At 71.8% G+C, this 16,475-nt stretch carries 17 protein-coding genes; 6 read left to right on the top strand and 11 right to left on the bottom strand.

Going from position 1 to position 16,475, the window contains the following annotated elements:
• Window positions 1–11 precede the first annotated feature (11 nt).
• Entirely contained in the window at window positions 12–1,346 is a 1,335-nt protein-coding gene (locus ACIPYW_RS07470) for an ABC transporter substrate-binding protein (RefSeq protein WP_400412255.1), read from the top strand.
• 146 nt (window positions 1,347–1,492) lie between these two features.
• Here the strand turns inward: ACIPYW_RS07470 and rarD are convergent, their stop codons facing one another.
• Together rarD and groES are read right to left on the bottom strand one after the other, a co-directional pair.
• Window positions 1,493–2,455 (bottom strand): EamA family transporter RarD, encoded by a 963-nt coding sequence (gene rarD, locus ACIPYW_RS07465; RefSeq protein WP_400412254.1) that lies wholly within the window; start codon window positions 2,453–2,455, stop codon window positions 1,493–1,495.
• A gap of 210 nt (window positions 2,456–2,665) precedes the next feature.
• Window positions 2,666–2,962 (bottom strand): co-chaperone GroES, encoded by a 297-nt coding sequence (groES, locus tag ACIPYW_RS07460; protein ID WP_022904625.1) that lies wholly within the window; start codon window positions 2,960–2,962, stop codon window positions 2,666–2,668.
• A gap of 158 nt (window positions 2,963–3,120) precedes the next feature.
• On the opposite strand from groES, the gene ACIPYW_RS07455 reads away from it, so the two are divergent.
• Window positions 3,121–4,323, top strand: coding sequence for an SAM-dependent methyltransferase (locus tag ACIPYW_RS07455; protein ID WP_400412253.1), 1,203 nt, complete (start codon window positions 3,121–3,123; stop codon window positions 4,321–4,323).
• 79 nt (window positions 4,324–4,402) lie between these two features.
• Here ACIPYW_RS07455 and ACIPYW_RS07450 read toward each other — a convergent pair whose 3' ends face one another.
• The 4 genes from ACIPYW_RS07450 to tsaB form a co-directional block, all read right to left on the bottom strand.
• Window positions 4,403–5,224, bottom strand: a complete 822-nt coding sequence (locus tag ACIPYW_RS07450; protein WP_400412252.1) for a DUF4190 domain-containing protein — start codon at window positions 5,222–5,224, stop codon at window positions 4,403–4,405.
• 63 nt (window positions 5,225–5,287) lie between these two features.
• A complete protein-coding gene (gene tsaD / locus ACIPYW_RS07445; protein ID WP_400412250.1) occupies window positions 5,288–6,343 on the bottom strand; it encodes a tRNA (adenosine(37)-N6)-threonylcarbamoyltransferase complex transferase subunit TsaD in 1,056 nt (351 codons plus the stop codon).
• Window positions 6,330–6,872 carry a ribosomal protein S18-alanine N-acetyltransferase gene (rimI, locus tag ACIPYW_RS07440; protein ID WP_400412248.1) on the bottom strand — a complete coding sequence of 181 codons (543 nt, stop codon included), beginning with the start codon at window positions 6,870–6,872 and terminating at the stop codon, window positions 6,330–6,332. Before rimI ends, tsaD begins: the two co-directional genes overlap by 14 nt.
• Window positions 6,869–7,510, bottom strand: a complete 642-nt coding sequence (gene tsaB, locus ACIPYW_RS07435; RefSeq protein ID WP_400412247.1) for a tRNA (adenosine(37)-N6)-threonylcarbamoyltransferase complex dimerization subunit type 1 TsaB — start codon at window positions 7,508–7,510, stop codon at window positions 6,869–6,871. The genes rimI and tsaB overlap by 4 nt, the downstream gene beginning before the upstream one ends.
• Window positions 7,511–7,599: 89 nt before the next feature.
• On the opposite strand from tsaB, the gene ACIPYW_RS07430 reads away from it, so the two are divergent.
• Window positions 7,600–8,304 carry an alpha/beta hydrolase gene (locus tag ACIPYW_RS07430; protein ID WP_400412245.1) on the top strand — a complete coding sequence of 235 codons (705 nt, stop codon included), beginning with the start codon at window positions 7,600–7,602 and terminating at the stop codon, window positions 8,302–8,304.
• Window positions 8,305–8,309: 5 nt separating this feature from the next.
• Here ACIPYW_RS07430 and tsaE read toward each other — a convergent pair whose 3' ends face one another.
• From tsaE to glmS, 5 genes are all read right to left on the bottom strand, one after another.
• On the bottom strand, window positions 8,310–8,822 hold the full coding sequence (gene tsaE / locus ACIPYW_RS07425) for a tRNA (adenosine(37)-N6)-threonylcarbamoyltransferase complex ATPase subunit type 1 TsaE (protein ID WP_290133600.1): 513 nt from the start codon (window positions 8,820–8,822) through the stop codon (window positions 8,310–8,312).
• Complete coding sequence (gene alr / locus ACIPYW_RS07420; protein ID WP_400412244.1) at window positions 8,819–9,979, bottom strand: alanine racemase; 1,161 nt, start codon at window positions 9,977–9,979, stop codon at window positions 8,819–8,821. Before alr (ACIPYW_RS07420) ends, tsaE begins: the two co-directional genes overlap by 4 nt.
• The gene (gene alr, locus ACIPYW_RS07415; protein ID WP_400412242.1) at window positions 9,976–11,079 is read right to left on the bottom strand and encodes an alanine racemase; all 1,104 of its coding nucleotides are present in this window, start codon (window positions 11,077–11,079) and stop codon (window positions 9,976–9,978) included. Before alr (ACIPYW_RS07415) ends, alr (ACIPYW_RS07420) begins: the two co-directional genes overlap by 4 nt.
• Window positions 11,080–11,152: 73 nt before the next feature.
• Window positions 11,153–11,527 (bottom strand): holo-ACP synthase, encoded by a 375-nt coding sequence (locus ACIPYW_RS07410; RefSeq protein WP_400412241.1) that lies wholly within the window; start codon window positions 11,525–11,527, stop codon window positions 11,153–11,155.
• A gap of 6 nt (window positions 11,528–11,533) precedes the next feature.
• Window positions 11,534–13,381 carry a glutamine--fructose-6-phosphate transaminase (isomerizing) gene (gene glmS / locus ACIPYW_RS07405; RefSeq protein ID WP_400412240.1) on the bottom strand — a complete coding sequence of 616 codons (1,848 nt, stop codon included), beginning with the start codon at window positions 13,379–13,381 and terminating at the stop codon, window positions 11,534–11,536.
• Between the two features lie 124 nt (window positions 13,382–13,505).
• Here glmS and ACIPYW_RS07400 point away from each other — a divergent pair, with 124 nt between their 5' ends.
• The 3 genes from ACIPYW_RS07400 to coaA all read left to right on the top strand — a co-directional run bounded on the left by ACIPYW_RS07400 (window position 13,506) and on the right by coaA (window position 16,304).
• Window positions 13,506–14,693 (top strand): ATP-binding protein, encoded by a 1,188-nt coding sequence (locus ACIPYW_RS07400; protein WP_400412239.1) that lies wholly within the window; start codon window positions 13,506–13,508, stop codon window positions 14,691–14,693.
• A 10-nt stretch (window positions 14,694–14,703) separates the two neighbouring features.
• Complete coding sequence (locus ACIPYW_RS07395) at window positions 14,704–15,189, top strand: glutathione peroxidase (RefSeq protein ID WP_400412237.1); 486 nt, start codon at window positions 14,704–14,706, stop codon at window positions 15,187–15,189.
• A gap of 170 nt (window positions 15,190–15,359) precedes the next feature.
• The gene (coaA, locus tag ACIPYW_RS07390) at window positions 15,360–16,304 is read left to right on the top strand and encodes a type I pantothenate kinase (RefSeq protein WP_400412234.1); all 945 of its coding nucleotides are present in this window, start codon (window positions 15,360–15,362) and stop codon (window positions 16,302–16,304) included.
• The last annotated feature ends 171 nt before the right edge of the window (window positions 16,305–16,475 follow it).

The raw sequence follows: 16,475 nt of genomic DNA, 5'->3' as shown, positions 1-16,475 counted from the left end.
GGGCTCCACGGATGATCAGAACCACCCGTGCCACCTCGGCACTGGCAGTGGCGGGGGCGGCAGCGCTCCTGCTCGCCGCGTGTTCCACCACCTCGGGCGGCAGCTCGCCTTCGGAGTCCGCCTCCGGCGGCGCGAAGAAGGACCCGGCCGCGAGCTGCAAGGCTCCGGACTCCCCCAGCACCGACGCGCTGAAGATCGGCACGATCCTGCCGCTCACCGGTTCGCTCGCGTACCTCAACCCGCCCGCCGAGTCCGGTGTGGGCCTCGCGGTCGAGGACATCAACGCGGCCGGCGGCGTGCTCGGCAAGGACGTCTCGATCAGCCCGGCGACGGACTCCGGCGACAGCAACGACATGACCGTGTCGAGCGCCGCGGCGACCAAGCTGGTCAACGCGAAGGTCCCGGTCGCGATCGGTGCCGAGTCCTCGTCCGTCACGCTCAACGTGATCGACCAGCTCACGAGCAACTGCATCGTGGAGATCTCCCCCGCGAACACCGCGACCGACCTCTCGGGCTACTCCTCGTACTACTTCCGGACCGCTCCGCCGGACTCGGTGCAGGGTTCGGCCCTCGGCCAGCTCATCACGGGTGACGGCAACGCCAAGGTCGCGTTCCTCGTGTTCAACGACACCTACGGCACGGGTCTCCGCAACTCGGTGCAGGCCGCGGTCGAGGCGTCCGGTGGCCAGGTCGTCTACGGCGGCAAGGGCAAGGGCCAGGAGTTCCCGCCCGGACAGACCACGTTCTCGTCCGAGGTGACGGCGGCGCTCGACTCGAAGCCGGACGCGATCGTCGTCCTGGCCTTCGACGAGACGAAGTCGATCATCCCGGAGCTCAAGGCGCAGAACGCGAACATGTCGAGCATCTACATGTCCGACGGCAACACCGCGGACTACTCGAAGGACTTCGACAAGGGCACGCTCGAGGGCGCGCAGGGCACCATCCCGGGCGCCTCGCCGAAGGACGACCTGAAGAAGAAGCTCGCCGCGTTCTACAAGGAGTCCTCGGGCAAGGACCTCGCCGACTACTCGTACGCGGCCGAGTCCTACGACGCCACGATGCTCGCCGCCCTCGCCGCGGTGAAGGGCAAGGGCACCGACTCCGGCACGATCCAGGAGAACATGGCCGCGGTCTCCGGGGCGGACGGTGGCACCGAGTGCTCGACGTTCAAGGAGTGCTCGACGCTCCTCGGTGACGGGAAGGACATCCACTACACGGGTCCGTCCGGCATCGGGCCGTTCGACGACAACAACGACCCGTCGAGCGCCTACATCGGCATCTACAAGTTCGACGGCGACAACAAGCCCGTCTACCAGAGCGCCATCCAGGGCTCGGTCTCGAAGTAGGCACGACCAAGTACACGAAAGCGACAGTCCCCCGCGGTGTGACCGCGGGGGACTGTCGCTTTCGCGGTGGAGAGGGAGGATCGCGTCGCGATCTCGGCATGACCGTCCGCAGGACCGGCCGGGAGGCACGGCGCGCGTCCGGCAGGTCAGGCCGGGTCCGCCACCGGCGCGGCCTGGGCACGACGCCGCGAGGACCGTGCCGCGGCGAAGCTGTCCACCGTGAGCACGACGAGCGCCAGCCACACGATCGCGAAGCCGATCCACCGCTCGGGCGGCATCGGCTCGTGCTGCACGACCACACCGACGAGCAGCTGCATCACCGGCGCGAGGTACTGCGTCAGCCCGAGGGTCGACAGGCTCACCCTCCGCGCCGAGGACGCGAAGAGCAGCAGCGGGACCGCGGTCGCCGGGCCGGTCAGCACCGTGACGAGGACGTGCACCCACCCCTCGCTCGTGAACGTCACACCGCCGCCGAGGCCCGTCACGCCCATGACAACGAGGGCCACGACCGCGATCGGCAGCAGCCACACGGTCTCGATCGTCAGGCCGCTCAGCGCGTCGACCGTCCCGCCGACCCGCTTCTTCACGAGTCCGTACAACCCGAACGAGAACGCGAGCGCGAGGGAGATCCCCGGCACCTGCCCGTACCCGACCGCGATGACGACGACCGCGACGACGCTGATGCCCACGGCCGTCCACTGCGCCGGACGGAGGCGTTCGCGCAGCACGACGACGCCGAGCGCGATCGTGACGAGCGGGTTGATGAAGTACCCGAGCGCAGCCTCGACGGTGTGGCCGGTGGTCGTCGCGGCGACGTACACGGTCCAGTTCACGAGGATGAGCACCGCGGCGAGGCCCATCACGAGCATCACCCGGCGCTGGGCGATCAGTGAGCGGGTCCGGAGCCACGAGCGGGTGACGGCGATCGCGACGACGCAGAACACCAGGCCGAAGACGATCCGCCACGCCACGATCTCGAACGCGCCGGCCGGGGACATCGCCGCGAAGAGCAGCGGCATGAGTCCCCACAGCCCGTACGCCACGATCGCCTGGGCGACGCCGACGGATGCCTCGCTGCGGGCCGGGCGCACGGTCGTCGGTTCACTCACGGAACCATCCTAGGAAGCGGCACCGACGGTGCGGACCGGCACCGTGCCTCTCCCCATCGGCACGGCCGCCCCGCCGCTGGCGCGTCGCATCGGAACCGGCGACGTGGGCCCGTGCCGGAACGCGCAGTGACCACCCGCCGGACCGAGCGCGGACGCACGAACGCCCCGCCGATCAGGTGGCCGACGGGGCGTTCGAGGAGTGGGCTGGACTCAGCGCACGACGACCGCGAGGACGTCGCGGGCCGAGAGGACCAGCAGGTCCTCGCCCGAGTACTTGACCTCGGTGCCGCCGTACTTGGAGTAGATGACCTTGTCGCCGACGGCGATGTCCAGCGGGATGCGGTTGCCGTTGTCGTCGACACGGCCCGGGCCCACGGCCACGACCTCGCCCTCCTGGGGCTTCTCCTTGGCGGTGTCCGGGATGACCAGACCGGAAGCGGTGGTCTGCTCCGCCTCGACCTGGCGGATGACGATGCGATCCTCGAGCGGCTTGATGCTGACGGCCACGGTGACCTCTTCTTTCTCGGTACAGACTCGGTACAGATGAAAACCGGGTTGGCACTACGCACAGGAGAGTGCCAACGCCAACTCTAGGGGGTCGTTGGCACTCGGTCAATCCGAGTGCCAACACGGTGGACTCGGTGTGCACCTGGGAGGATCGGAGGATGGACGCCGCCGATCTCGCCCAGCTGCTCACCCCCGAGGGGATGGCCCTGCTCGACCGTACTCCGAGCGTCTCCGACGGCGGCGAGATCGTCCGGCTCGTCTCGCGCCTCCGCGGCGAGGGGCACGACCCCGGACTCGTCGCCGCCGTCCTGACCCAGGCGAAGCTCCGACAGAGGGCGGGCGCGAAGTTCGGTCCGTTCGCCTCGCGCATGCTCTTCACCGAAGCCGGACTCGAGCAGGCCACCCGGCTGCAGGTCGCCGCGCAGCACGCCGGCCGGTTCGCCGCCGCCGGACTCTCGCGGGTCGCCGACCTCGGGTGCGGGATCGGCGGCGACGCGATGGCGATGGCCGCGCTCGACCTCGACGTCACCGCGGTGGACCGCGACGAGGTCACCGCGGCGGTCGCGACGCACAACCTCGCGCCGTGGCCGGGCGCCCGCGTGGAGCTCGGCGACGCCGCAGCGTTCGACCTCTCCCGCGTCGACGGCGTGTGGATGGATCCCGCCCGCCGCACCGCCGGACACGGGAACACCCGGCGCCTGGCCGACCCGGACGACTGGTCGCCGTCGCTCGACACCGTGTTCGCCGCCGCGACGACCACCCCGACCGGCGTGAAGCTCGGCCCGGGCATCGACCGCGACCTCATCCCAGACACCGCCGAGGCGCAGTGGGTGTCCGTCGACCGCGAGGTCGTCGAGCTGGCCCTCTGGTTCGGCCCGCTGGCCCGTGACGGGGTCCGGCGCGCCGCGACCGTGATCGGGGCGCACGGGGTCGCCGAGCTGACCGGGGCCGCCGATGCCCCGGACGTCTCCGTCGGTGCCCTGGGTACCTACCTCTACGAGCCCGACGGAGCCGTGATCCGCGCACGGCTCATCGGGGACCTCGCCCGCTCGATCGACGGTCGCATGCTCTCCGACGGCATCGCCTACGTCACGTCGGACCAGGCCGTCACGACGCCGTTCGCGCAGGGGTTCCGGGTCGTCGACACCCTGCCGCTCGACGTGAAGCAGCTCGCGGCACGGTTGGCCGCGGACGACGTCGGGACGGTCGAGATCAAGAAGCGCGGAGTCGACGTCGACCCCGCGCAGTTCCGGAAGCGGTTGCGGCTCCGGGGGCGGCGCGCAGTGACGCTCGTGCTCACCCGCCTGGAGGGACGGCACACCGCGATCCTGTGCGAGCGGCTGGGCGAGGTGGCCGGCTAGTCCCCCGGACGCCGCGACGGCCCCCGCGGGTGCGGGGGCCGTCGTCGTGGGTGCGTCGTGTGCGGGTCGTGCGTCGGGTTCAGAGGATGAACGCGCCCGTCGAGCCGAGGTCGTCGGAGTAGCCCGACCCGCTGCGGGCAGCGATGGAGAGCGCGATCAGGAGTCCGATGATGAGGATCCAGAGACCCGTCAGCGCCCAGCCACCGATGATGCCGGCGAGCGCGAGTCCGCGGCCGCTCTCCCCGTTCTGCTTGATCTTGCCGAGGGCGACGTGGCCCATGATCGCGCCGGCCGGGCTCGTGAGGATGATGATCGGCCAGATCAGGATGCCGGCGAAGGCGAACACGATCGAGAGGATCGAGAGGGTGTTCGTCTTCGGGCGCTGCGCGTAGGGCTGGTAGCCCGCCGCGGCGTACTGGCCGCCGTACTGCTGCTGGCCGTACTGCTGCTGGCTGCCGTACTGCTGCTGGCCTCCGTACTGCGGCTGCCCGTACTGCTGCTGGTTCGGCGCAGCGTACGGGTTGCTCGGCGCGGCGTACGGGTTGCTCGGCGCGGCGTACGGGTGCTGCGGCGCCCCGTACCCCGGCTGCTGGCCCGGCGCGGCGTACGGGTTCTCCTGCCCGGGCGTCGCGTACGGGTTCTGCTGCGAGCCGGTCTGCTGCGCGCCGTACGGGTTCTGGCCGTACGGGTTCTCGGGCGGCTGCGGGGCGCTCGGCGGTTGCGGCGCGCTCGGTGCTTCACCGGGTGCCGGGGTCGACGTCGGGTCGGACGCACGGCTGCCGTCGGGCTGCGGGGCGCCGGAGTACCCGCTGCTCGCCTGCTCGTCGGACTGGCCGGGTCTCGGCCACTGGTTCTGATCGGACACCGCGTCCACCCCTCCCGGCACCCACTCGTCGGACACCGGCCCCCATCGTTCCACACGGAGCCCGAGCCCGTGCAGGACGCCGAGCGGTGCCGCCGGGCCTCAGACCTGGACGGTCGTGACCGGCAGCGTCGAGTCGGCGGCGATCCCGAGGTCGCTCGGCGCGTGCCCCTCGGCGACGAGCCGTGCACCGACTGCGGCGATCATCGCGCCGTTGTCGGTGCAGAGGTCGAACGGCGGGATGCGGAGCGCGACACCGGCGGCTGCGCAGCGTTCGGTCGCGACGGCACGCAGGCGGGCGTTCGCCACCACCCCGCCGCCGAGCAGGAGCCGGTCGACCCCGGTGTCGCGGCACGCGTTCAGGGCCTTCGTGAGGAGCACGTCGACCACGGCCTCGCGGAAGGACGCCGCGACGTCGGCGACGGGGACCTCGCGGCCCTCGTCGCGGCACTTCTCGACCCAGCGGGCGACGGCGGTCTTCAGCCCGGAGAACGAGAAGTCGTACCGGTGCGCCGCCATGTCCTTCGGCAGCGTCAGGCCGCGGGGGAACCGGATCGCGGTCGGGTCGCCGTCCGCGGCAGCCCGGTCGATCTGCGGGCCGCCCGGGTACGGCAGGCCGAGCAGCCGCGCGACCTTGTCGAACGCCTCGCCCGCGGCGTCGTCGATCGTCTCGCCGAGGAGCTCGACGTCACCCACGAGGTCCCGCACGAGCAGGAGCGAGGTGTGCCCGCCGGAGACGAGCAGCGCGACCGTGGGCAGTTCGATCTCGGAGCCGTCCGAGCGCAGCACGTCGGCGCCGACGTGCCCGACGAGGTGGTTCACCCCGTACAGCGGCTTGCCCGTCGCGACCGCGAGCGCCTTCGCAGCCCCGACCCCGACCATGAGCGCACCGGCGAGCCCGGGTCCGGCGGTGACCGCGACGGCGTCGAGCTCGTCGAGGGTGACACCGGCGCGGTCGAGCGCTTCGTGCAGCGTCGGCGTCATGGCCTCGAGGTGCGCCCGTGCGGCGACCTCGGGCACGACGCCGCCGTACCGGGCGTGCTCGTCCATGCTCGACGCGATGACGTTCGCGAGCAGGGTGTTCCCCCGGACGATGCCCACGCCCGTCTCGTCGCAACTCGTCTCGATGCCGAGCACGAGTGGTTCAGCGGTGCTCATCGAGCGCCTCCTGTCCGATCGGCCCGACGGAACCGGTGCCGGGTGCCGCGGGCAGCTCCGCGCGCATCACCCACGCGTCGACGCCGTCCGGCTGGTAGTAGCGGGGCCGCGTGGCGATGTGCTCGAAGCCGAACGCGGTGTACATCGCCTGCGCCACCGGGTTGTCCGCCCGCACCTCGAGGAAGACCTCGTGCACGCCGCGACGACGCGCTTCGTCGAGGAGCTCCGTGAAGAGCACCCTGCCGATGCCGCGCCCGCGCTGCTCGGCGGCGACCGCGATGGTCTGCACGTCGGCGACCGGGTTGCCCGCGAGCGAGGACAGTCCGGCGTACCCCACGACCGTCGGCGCCGTGCCCTCGGCCACGGTCTCGACCACGACGTAGTACCCGTGCGGCGAGTACAGCTCGCCGGACATCTGCGACGCCGACCAGGCGTCCGTGGGGAACGACACGTGCTCGAGCCACATGATGTCGTCGAGGTCCTGCGGGTGGGCCGGTCGGAGCCGCAGCCCGTCGGGGAGGCCCGTCACCGGACGACCCGCTTCGGGGCTCCCGGCATCGTCACGTCGGGGTCGCGCAGGTAGAGCGGGGTGTCGTCGGCGAAGGGAGCGCCGGAGGCGAGACGATCCGCGGCGAGCGCGCCGAGCCTCCAGGCCGGGATCGCGACGGCGGTGATGCGCTCCCAGGTGACCGCTTCCGGACGGGAGGCGCGGATCGCCTCGTCGAGGTCCGCCGGCTTGGCGAGTCCCGGGCCGGCGACGCGGACGCCGTGGGCGTCGTACGCGGACCAGTAGACCTCGCGGCGCCGGGCGTCCGTCAGGACGACGAACGGACCGGGCCGCGGCTGATCGGTCTGGGGCTGGTCGGCCGCGACGGCGTCGTGACTCACTAGTGGGAGGAAGGGGACGCCGCGCGCCGCGGCGAAGGTGCGGGCGGCGGCGATGCCGACGCGGAGGCCGGTGAAGGGGCCGGGGCCCATGCCGGCGACGACGCCGGTGATCTCCGCCGGGGTGACCCCGGCCTCCGCCAGGACCTCGGCGAGGAAGGGTCCGACGACCTCGGCGTGACGGCGGGAGTCCTCGGTGCTGCGGCTGGCGAGCTGCTGGCCGGTCGACGGGTCGACGACGGCGACGGACGTCCCGGCGGAGGTGTCGATCGCGAGCAGCACCCGTCCATCGTAGGCGTCCCCGACGGTTGCTCCATCGCTGTGAGCGGAACGCCGGAACGGTGACCTCCCCACGACGTAGCGTCACCGACATGGAACTGCTCTTCGTGCACGGCGCCCTCGTCCGCGACGGCGACTGGTGGTGGTCGCCCACGGCAGCACTGCTCGACCGCGCTGGCGTCCGGAGCCGTTCGGTCGCCCTCCCGAGCTGCGGCGAAGCACCGGCGGCGGACGGGACGTCCGGCCTCGTGGCCGATGCGGCCGCGCTCCGTGCAGCGCTCGACGACGTCGACGACCCCGACGGCGCGGTCGTCGTCGGACACTCCTACGGCGGGACCGTGATCGCCGAGGCGGGCCGCCACCGGGCGGTCGCTCGGCTGCTGTTCGTCTCCTCGTACCTCCCGGACGTCGGCACCGCCCAGGGCACGATCATGGCCGACGAACCGGACCCGGTGTCGATCGGTGACGGGGGCGAGGGGCGGCTCGCGGTCAGCGGGTACGACGCCGCGTCGTTCGGGGCGCGGTTCCTGCAGGACGCCGACCCGGACACGCAGCGGGCGGGCTGGGAGCGGGTGACGGCGCAGGACGCCACCGCCTTCGTCACGCCGACGACCGGTGCGGGATGGCAGGGCGTCGACTCGACCTACGTGGTGTGCACGGAGGACCGGAGCACCACCGTCGGCCTCCAGCGCTCCCACGCAGCGCGGGCGACGCGGTCGGTGGACGTCCCCACGGGACACCACCCGTTCGTCACCCGACCGGACCTCGTGGCGGAGCAGGTGCTCGCGCTGCGGTGACGGGCCTAGAGCCGGACGCCGGCCCAGCGGCCACCGGTACCGGTCACGATGACCCGCCGGGGTTCGTCGGGCACGTCGTCCGGGTCGAGGTCCTCGTCGGCTGCCCGGTCACCGGCGCTGCCCGTCGCCCGGACGATCTCGACGTCGAGCACGTCGTCGGTGATGCCGTCGACGAAGCCGCGACCCCACTCGACCACCACGATCGAGCCGTCCCAGTCGAGGTCCAGGTCGTCGAGCTCCAGCGGGTCCGACAGGCGGTAGGCATCGACGTGCACGAGGTCCGGCCCGCTCGTCGTCGGGTGGGTCCGGGCGAGCACGAACGTCGGGCTGGAGACCTGCCCCCGGGCACCGAGTGCGGCACCGAGGCCCCGCGTGAGCGTCGTCTTGCCGGCGCCGAGGGGACCGGTGAGCACGACGAGGTCGCCGGCGCGCAGGACGCCCGCGAGCCGTGCACCGAGGTCGCCCATCTCCTCCGTCGTGGCGACGGTGGTGTCGAGGAGGACGCGCGGTTCGGTCATCGCTCGCCCCGGAGGTACTCGGCCACGTGCCCCTCGGCCTCGTGCCCCTCGTACACGCGGGGCACGCGCTCACCGATGCGGCAGACGATCTCCTCGCCGATGGTGTCGAGCGCCTCGCCCCACTCGAGGACCGTCATCTCCCCGTGCTCCCCCGTGCCGAACAGCGTCACGGTGTCCCCGATCCGGACCTCGTCGTCGCCGACGTCCACGAGGAACTGGTCCATCGCGACCCGGCCCGCGATCGGGTACCGCTTCCCGTTGATCGCGACCTGCACCCGTCCCTGCGCGAGTCGCGGCACACCGTCCGCGTACCCGACCGGGACGAGCGCGAGGGTCGTCTCCGCGGTCGTGCGGTACGTGTAGTCGTACGAGACCCCCGTGTCGACGGGCACGCGCTTCGTCTTCGCGACGGAGGCACGCAGCGTCATCACGGCCTCCAGACCGAGGTCGGCTGCGGAGACGCCGTCCGCGCCCGGGATGCCGAACAGGTTCGCCCCCATCCGGACCATGTCCTTCCGGAACTCCTTGCGTTCGAGCCCCGCCAGCGATGCGGCGACGTGCCGCACCGGGAGGTCGAGCCCGGCGTCCTCGGCCTGCTCGACGGCCTCGTCGAACGCGGCGACCGCGGCGGTGTCCTCGTCGTCCGACGACTCCGCGAGGTGCGTGTACGCGGCGACGACCTCGATCCGACCGGCGCGCTGGGCGTCGAGTGCTGCGGCGACGAGGGCCGGCCAGTCCTCCGGCGTCGCGCCGTCACGGTGGAGGCCGGAGTCGAAGCCGAGGTGCACGCGCGCGGGTCGGTGGTCGACGGCGTCGACGATCCGCTGCAGCTCGGGCACGTTCGAGACCCCGAGGTCGACCGCGGAGTCGATCGCGTCGCGGAAGTCGAGGTCCGGGGCGTGCTGCCACGTGAACACGCGGACGTCCTCGTCGACGCCGATGGCCCGGAGCCGGAGGGCTGCCGGGACGGTCAGCACGCCGATCCACCGCACCCCGGCGTCCACCGCGGCGAGCGCGATCGGCTCCAGCCCGTGGCCGTACGCGTCGGCCTTCATGATCGCCATGAGCTCGACGGGTTCCATCCACTCGCGCACCAGGTCGAGGTTCGCCCGGTAGGCGTCGAGGTCGACCGATGCCTGTCGCAGTGGTGCGCTCACGTGGTCCTCCGCTCGACGCTGCGGCCGATGCGGGCGACGACCTCGTAGTTGATGGTGCCGATCGCGTCTGCCCACTCCTCGACCGCGGGGTCGCCGTCGGCAGGGTCGCCCCAGAGGACGACCTCGTCGCCGACCTGCACCGCGGCGTCGCCGACGTCGATGTGCATGGCGTTCATGGCGACGCGCCCCACCACGGGGAAGCGACGGTCGCCGATGCGGACCGAGACGTGGTTGCCGAGTGCTCGGTCGAAGCCGTCCGCGTACCCGAGGCCGATGACCGCGAGGCGGGTGTCGTGCTCGGCACGCCAGGTGAACCCGTAGCTGGCGCCCTCGCCCGCGCGGACCGGGACGGTCCGGAGCACCGCCGCGGTGACGCGCATCGCGGGACGGAGGCCGAGGTCGGCCGAGGTGCGGTCCGCGAAGGGGCTCAGCCCGTAGAGCGCGACACCGACGCGCGCGATGTCCCGGCGGGTCTCCGGCACGGCGATGCTCGCGGCGCTGGCCGCGAGGTGCACCATGTCCGGCACGATGCCGTTCGCCGCGAGGCCGTCGAGGGCACGCTGGAGCGCGGCGTCCTGGTCGAGGTCGTCCGACCGCGAGGCGTTCGCCAGGTGCGACATGAGCCCCTCGACACGGGTGCGGGAGCCGCTGCGGACGAGTCGACCGGCGGTCTCGAAGAGCTCGGCCCACTCGGACTCGACGGCGCCGTTGCGGCTCAGCCCGGTGTCGACGCACACGTGCACGGCGGGCACCTCGGAGTCGGCCGCTGCCGACAGCTGCGAGACACTGGAGACCGCCGGTGTGATGCCGTACTGCGCGGCGCGACGGAAGTCCTCGTCGGGGGCGTGCAGCCACGCGAGGATGCGGATCCCCTCGTCGATGCCGACCTCGCGCAGGGCGATCCCCTCGTCGATGTCCGCGACGCCGAGCCACTCCGCCCCGGCGTCCACGAAGGCCCGCGCGGCGTCGGCCGCGCCGTGCCCGTACGCGTTCGCCTTGACGACCGCGATGACGCCGGACGGTGCCACCTGTTCGGCGACGGTCGCGTAGTTGGCGATCAACGCCTCCCGGTCGACGGTGATCCCGGTGAACGCGCTCACCGCGCGTCACCCCCTCCGGCCTGGAGGCGCGGGTGCAGCCGCGCCGACCGGCGCGGCAACCGAGAGTGGCTGGTCAATCCGACTTCCCTTCGATGATCACGAACGCCGTCGCGATCCCTCCATCGTGCGACAGCGACAGGTGCACGCTCGTCACGCCACGCTGCTCCGCCACCTGCCGAGCACCCTCGTGGAGGGTCAGCGACGGGTTCCGCTGGTCGTCCGCGACGACCTCGAGCTCCTGCCAGCTCAGGCCCGCGCTCGTGCCGAAGGCCTTGATGAGCGCCTCCTTCGCGGCGAACCGGGCGGCGAGCGACGCGGCGGGCCGGGGCTCCCCGTCGCGGACGAGCTCGGCCGGCGTGAACAGGCGCGTCCGGAGCGCCGGGGTGCGCTCGAGCACACCCCGGAAGCGTTCCAGGTCGACGACGTCCACCCCGATGCCGATGATCACGAGCGACTACTCGACGGTGACCGACTTCGCGAGGTTGCGCGGCTGGTCGACGTCGAGGCCCTTGGCCGCGGCGAGCTCCATGCCGAACATGTGCAGCGGCGCGACCGCGAGCAGCGGCTCGAACAGCGGCGTCGCGAGCGGGATGCGCAGGACCTCGTCGGCGAAGGGCAGCACGGCGGCGTCGCCCTCTTCCGCGATGGCGATCACCCGGGCGCCGCGGGCGCGGATCTCCTGGATGTTCGACACCACCTTCGGGTGCAGCGAGCGGCTGTCGCGCGGCGACGGCACGATGACGAAGACGATCTGCCCGGGCTCGATCAGGGCGATCGGACCGTGCTTCAGCTCACCGGCGGCGAAGCCCTCGGCGTGGATGTACGCGAGCTCCTTGAGCTTGAGCGCCCCCTCGAGCGCGATGGGGTACCCGACGTGGCGGCCGAGGAACAGGACGCTCCGGGTGTCCGCCATCCAGCGGGCGAGGTCCTTGATGCCGGACGCGTCGTCGATGGTCTGCTGCAGCTTCGGAGCGAGGCCCTCGAGCTCGGCGACCTGCTCGGCGATCTGCTCGGCCGTCAACGTCCCGCGCAGGGTCGCGAGGTGCAGCCCGAGCAGGTACAGCGCGACGCCCTGCGCGATGAACGCCTTCGTCGAGGCCACGGCGACCTCGGGTCCGGCGTGCGTGTAGATGACCGCGTCGGACTCGCGCGGGATCGTCGCGCCCTGGGTGTTGCAGACGGAGAGGACCTGCGCCCCCTGCTCACGGGCGTACTTGACGGCCATGAGCGTGTCCATGGTCTCGCCGGACTGGCTGATCGAGACGACGAGCGTGCGCTCGTCGAGCACGGGGTCGCGGTACCGGAACTCGTGCGCGAGCTCGACCTCGACGGGGACACGGGCCCACTGCTCGATCGCGTACTTGCCGAGGATGCCGGCGTAGGCGGCGGTCCCGCACGCGATGACGATGACACGCTCGACGGTCGCGAGGCGCTCGGCGATCGGGTCGAGGTCCGTCAGGGTGACGGCGCCGTCGTGGACGCGGCCGAGGATCGTCTTCGCGACGGCCTCGGGCTCCTCGCTGATCTCCTTCGCCATGAAGGACGACCAACCGCCCTTGTCGGCGGCCGAGGCGTCCCAGTTGACCTCGAACTCGCTCGGCGACGCCGGGGTGCCGTCGAAGTGGATCACGTCGACGCCGTCGGGGCGGATCGTGGCGATCTCGTCCTGTCCGATCGCGAGGGCCCGCTGCGTGTACGCCACGAACGCGGCGACGTCGGAGCCCATGAAGTTCTCGCCGTCGCCGAGGCCGACCACGAGCGGGGAGTTCCGCCGGGCACCGACGACGACGCCGGGCTGGTCGGCGTGCACGACGAGGAGCGTGAACGCGCCCTCGAGCCGCTGCACGGCCTGCTGCATGGCGTCCGTCAGGTCCCCGGTCTCGCGGAACGACCGCGCGACGAGGTGCGCCGCGACCTCGGAGTCGGTCTCGCTGGTGAACTCGACGCCCTCGGCCTGCAGCTCGGCGCGGAGCTCGGCGAAGTTCTCGATGATGCCGTTGTGGATGAGGGCGAGCTTGCCGCCGTCCGCGAGGTGCGGGTGGGCGTTGCCGTCGGTCGGCCCGCCGTGCGTGGCCCAGCGGGTGTGACCGATGCCGGTGCCGCCGTCCGCGATGGGGTGCGACTCGAGTTCGTCGACGAGCGCCTGGAGCTTGCCGGCCTTCTTGGCCGAGACGAGGTCGCCCGGACGGTCGACGACGGCGATGCCCGCCGAGTCGTAGCCGCGGTACTCGAGCCGACGGAGTCCTCCCAGGAGCACGTCCTGACTGCTGTTGCTGCCGACGTAGCCGACGATTCCACACATGGCGTCGATCCTACGGTCTGCCTGGGCGGTGACCCTGCCAAGCGGCCGGATCGATGCCGTCTCGTCATCTGACGGTTTCTGCCGTAGTCTGATGTTCACCACAGACCGGATCAGATTGTGAGAGATGCGCGCCGAACTGAACCCGTACGCCCCCGGTGCCGGCTTGCGGCCGCCGGAACTCGTCGGACGCCAGCCCGAGGTCGACGCGTTCGACCTCCTGGTCGCGCGGTCCCGTCGCGGCCAGACCTCGCGCAGCCTCGTCCTGCACGGGCTCCGGGGAGTCGGCAAGACCGTCCTGCTGAACCAGTTCCGGGCGCAGGCCGACTCGGCCGGCTGGCTCGTGGTCGACGTGGAAGGGCAGACGTCGGACTCGGGGCAGCAGACCACCCGTCGGCGACTCGCCCGTGAGATCGCCCTCGCAGCACGCCGTCTGCACCGAGGAAGGGCGCTGACCTCCGCAGTGCGGGACGCGCTGGCCACGGTGAAGGCGTTCAGCGTGCAGTTCGGGGGCATGGGGTTCTCCGTCGACGTCGAGGCCTCGGTCGGGCGCGCAGACACCGGCGTGATCGAGATCGACCTCGAAGAGCTCGTCGAGGACCTCGCGCCCGCACTCCGCGAACAGCAGCGGGTGCTCGCGCTGTTCGTCGACGAACTCCAGGACCTCGAACCCGCGCTGCTCGCCGCGTTGATCTCCGTGCAGCACCGGGCGGGCCAGCGCGAGTGGCCGTTCGTCGTGGTCGGAGCCGGGCTGCCGAGTGTGCCCGGGGCGCTCACCACGGCGAAGTCGTACGCGGAGCGCCTGTTCGACTACCGCGAGATCGGCTCGCTCCCCTCCGGGGCCGCTGCGGACGCGCTCGTCCTGCCGGCGCAGCGGTCCGGGGTCACGTTCGATCCGGACGCGCTCGACACCATCGTCGACGCGGCGGGCGGCTACCCGTACTTCCTGCAGACGTACGGATCTGCCGCGTGGGACCTGGCGGCGGACAAGCGGATCACCCGAGCGGACGCCGACGGAGCCATCGAACGCGGGAACGCCGAGTTGGACAGCGGGTTCTTCCCCGGGCGCTGGGCGAGTGCGACGCCCGCTGAGCGCCAGTACCTCGTCGCGATGTCCGACGACCCTGAGGGTGAGTCCTCGACCGGCGAGGTCGCGAGCCGCCTGGGCGTCCCCGCGAAGGCCACCAGCCAGGCGCGTCAGGCACTCATCGGCAAGGGCATCGTGTTCGCGCCGCAGCGAGGGCGGATCGCTTACACGGTGCCGCACATGCGGGCGTTCGTCCGGCGACAGGCTGATCTCGACCTGGTGGACTAACGTCCGTCACATGGGACGGTTCGACCACATCGAGATCACGACGCTGCACGGTGAGCACACCACGTTCGGGCAGTTCTCCGACAAGGCCGTGCTCGTGGTGAACGTTGCCTCGCGGTGCGGCCTGGCGCCGCAGTACGAGCAGCTCGAGGAACTCCAGAAGGCGTACGGCCCGCGCGGCTTCACGGTCCTCGGGTTCCCGAGCAACCAGTTCCTGCAGGAACTCGGCTCGTCCGAGGCGATCGAGGAGTACTGCTCGACGACCTGGGGCGTCACGTTCCCGATGTCCGAGAAGGTCAAGGTCAACGGCAAGGGCGCTCACCCGCTCTACCAGGCACTCAAGGAGACGCCGGACAGCGCGGGCAAGGCCGGCCGGGTGAGCTGGAACTTCGAGAAGTTCCTCGTCGCGCCGGACGGCACCGTGACGCGGTTCCGTCCGACCACCAAGCCGGACGCCCCCGAGGTCGTCGCCGCCATCGAGGCGGCCCTGCCCGCCTGACGGGCAGCCGCATCCGGCAGACGCGCTCCGGCGCACCGGACGGGAGGCGGGGCCACGTCGGCCGGTTCCGGACCGACGCGCCAGCGGCGGGCCGGCCGTGCCCGATGGGGAGGATCACGTGAGCGCGCCTGCTCACGTGATCCGGGCCTCCCGTCGGTACGCTCGTCCCCATGCCGATCACGGACACCACCGTCGCGCACCCGACCCCCTTCGTGGAGATCCCCCGCGACGAGTGGGCGCAGCTCGCGCCGAGGGAGCACCTGTCCCTCACCGAGACCGAGATCGTGCAGCTGCGCGGGCTCGGCGACCGGTTGGACATGCAGGAGGTCCAGGAGGTCTACCTGCCGCTGTCACGCCTCCTGACGCTGTACGCGGCCGGCGCCCGCAACCTGCACGCGTCGACCTCCGCCTTCCTCGGGGAGCGCGCGAGCCGGACGCCGTTCGTCATCGGCGTCGCAGGCTCCGTCGCGGTCGGCAAGTCCACCGTCGCGCGACTGCTGCGCGAACTGACGAAACGGTGGCCGGACACACCCCGCGTCGAACTCGTGACGACCGACGGGTTCCTGTACCCGAACGCCGAACTCGAGCGCCGCGGGATCATGGACCGCAAGGGCTTCCCGGAGTCGTACGACCGTCGGTCCCTGCTGCGGTTCGTCAGCCAGGTGAAGAGCGGCGCGGCGGAGGTCCGTGCACCGTTCTACTCGCACCTCGTCTACGACATCGTCCCCGACGCCGAGGTGGTCGTCCGGCAGCCGGACATCCTCATCGTCGAGGGACTGAACGTGCTCGCGGCGCCGACCAACGGGCGCCTGGCACTGTCCGACCTCTTCGACTTCACGATCTACGTCGATGCGAAGACGAAGGACATCGAGTCCTGGTACGTCGACCGGTTCCTCGCCCTGCAGGAAGAGGCGTTCTCCAGCCCGGACTCCTTCTTCCACCGCTTCGCCTCGCTCTCGCGCGAGGACGCGGTGCGCACGGCGACGGAGGTGTGGCGGGCGATCAACGAGCCGAACCTCGTCGAGAACGTGCTTCCGACGCGCTCCCGGGCGACCCTCGTGCTCAAGAAGGGCGCGAACCACAAGGTCAACTCGGTGCTGCTCCGCAAGATCTGACGCGGGCGGGCGTCACGGGGAGCACGCGTCCGCGGCGCGGATCGCGCTCGCACGACCAGCGGATCGCGCTCGCACAACCAAAGGCCCTCGGAACCACGCGATGACGTGGTTCCGAGGGCCTTTGGTTGTGCGGCGGCATTTCGCGCCAGCCGCAGCAGCAGGGTTCGGCGA

The organism is Curtobacterium sp. NPDC089689, from assembly GCF_044749145.1.
Lineage (GTDB): Bacteria > Actinomycetota > Actinomycetes > Actinomycetales > Microbacteriaceae > Curtobacterium.
The sequence above is the reverse complement of the archived record's forward strand: the minus strand, read 5'-3'. Positions and strand labels throughout refer to the sequence as shown.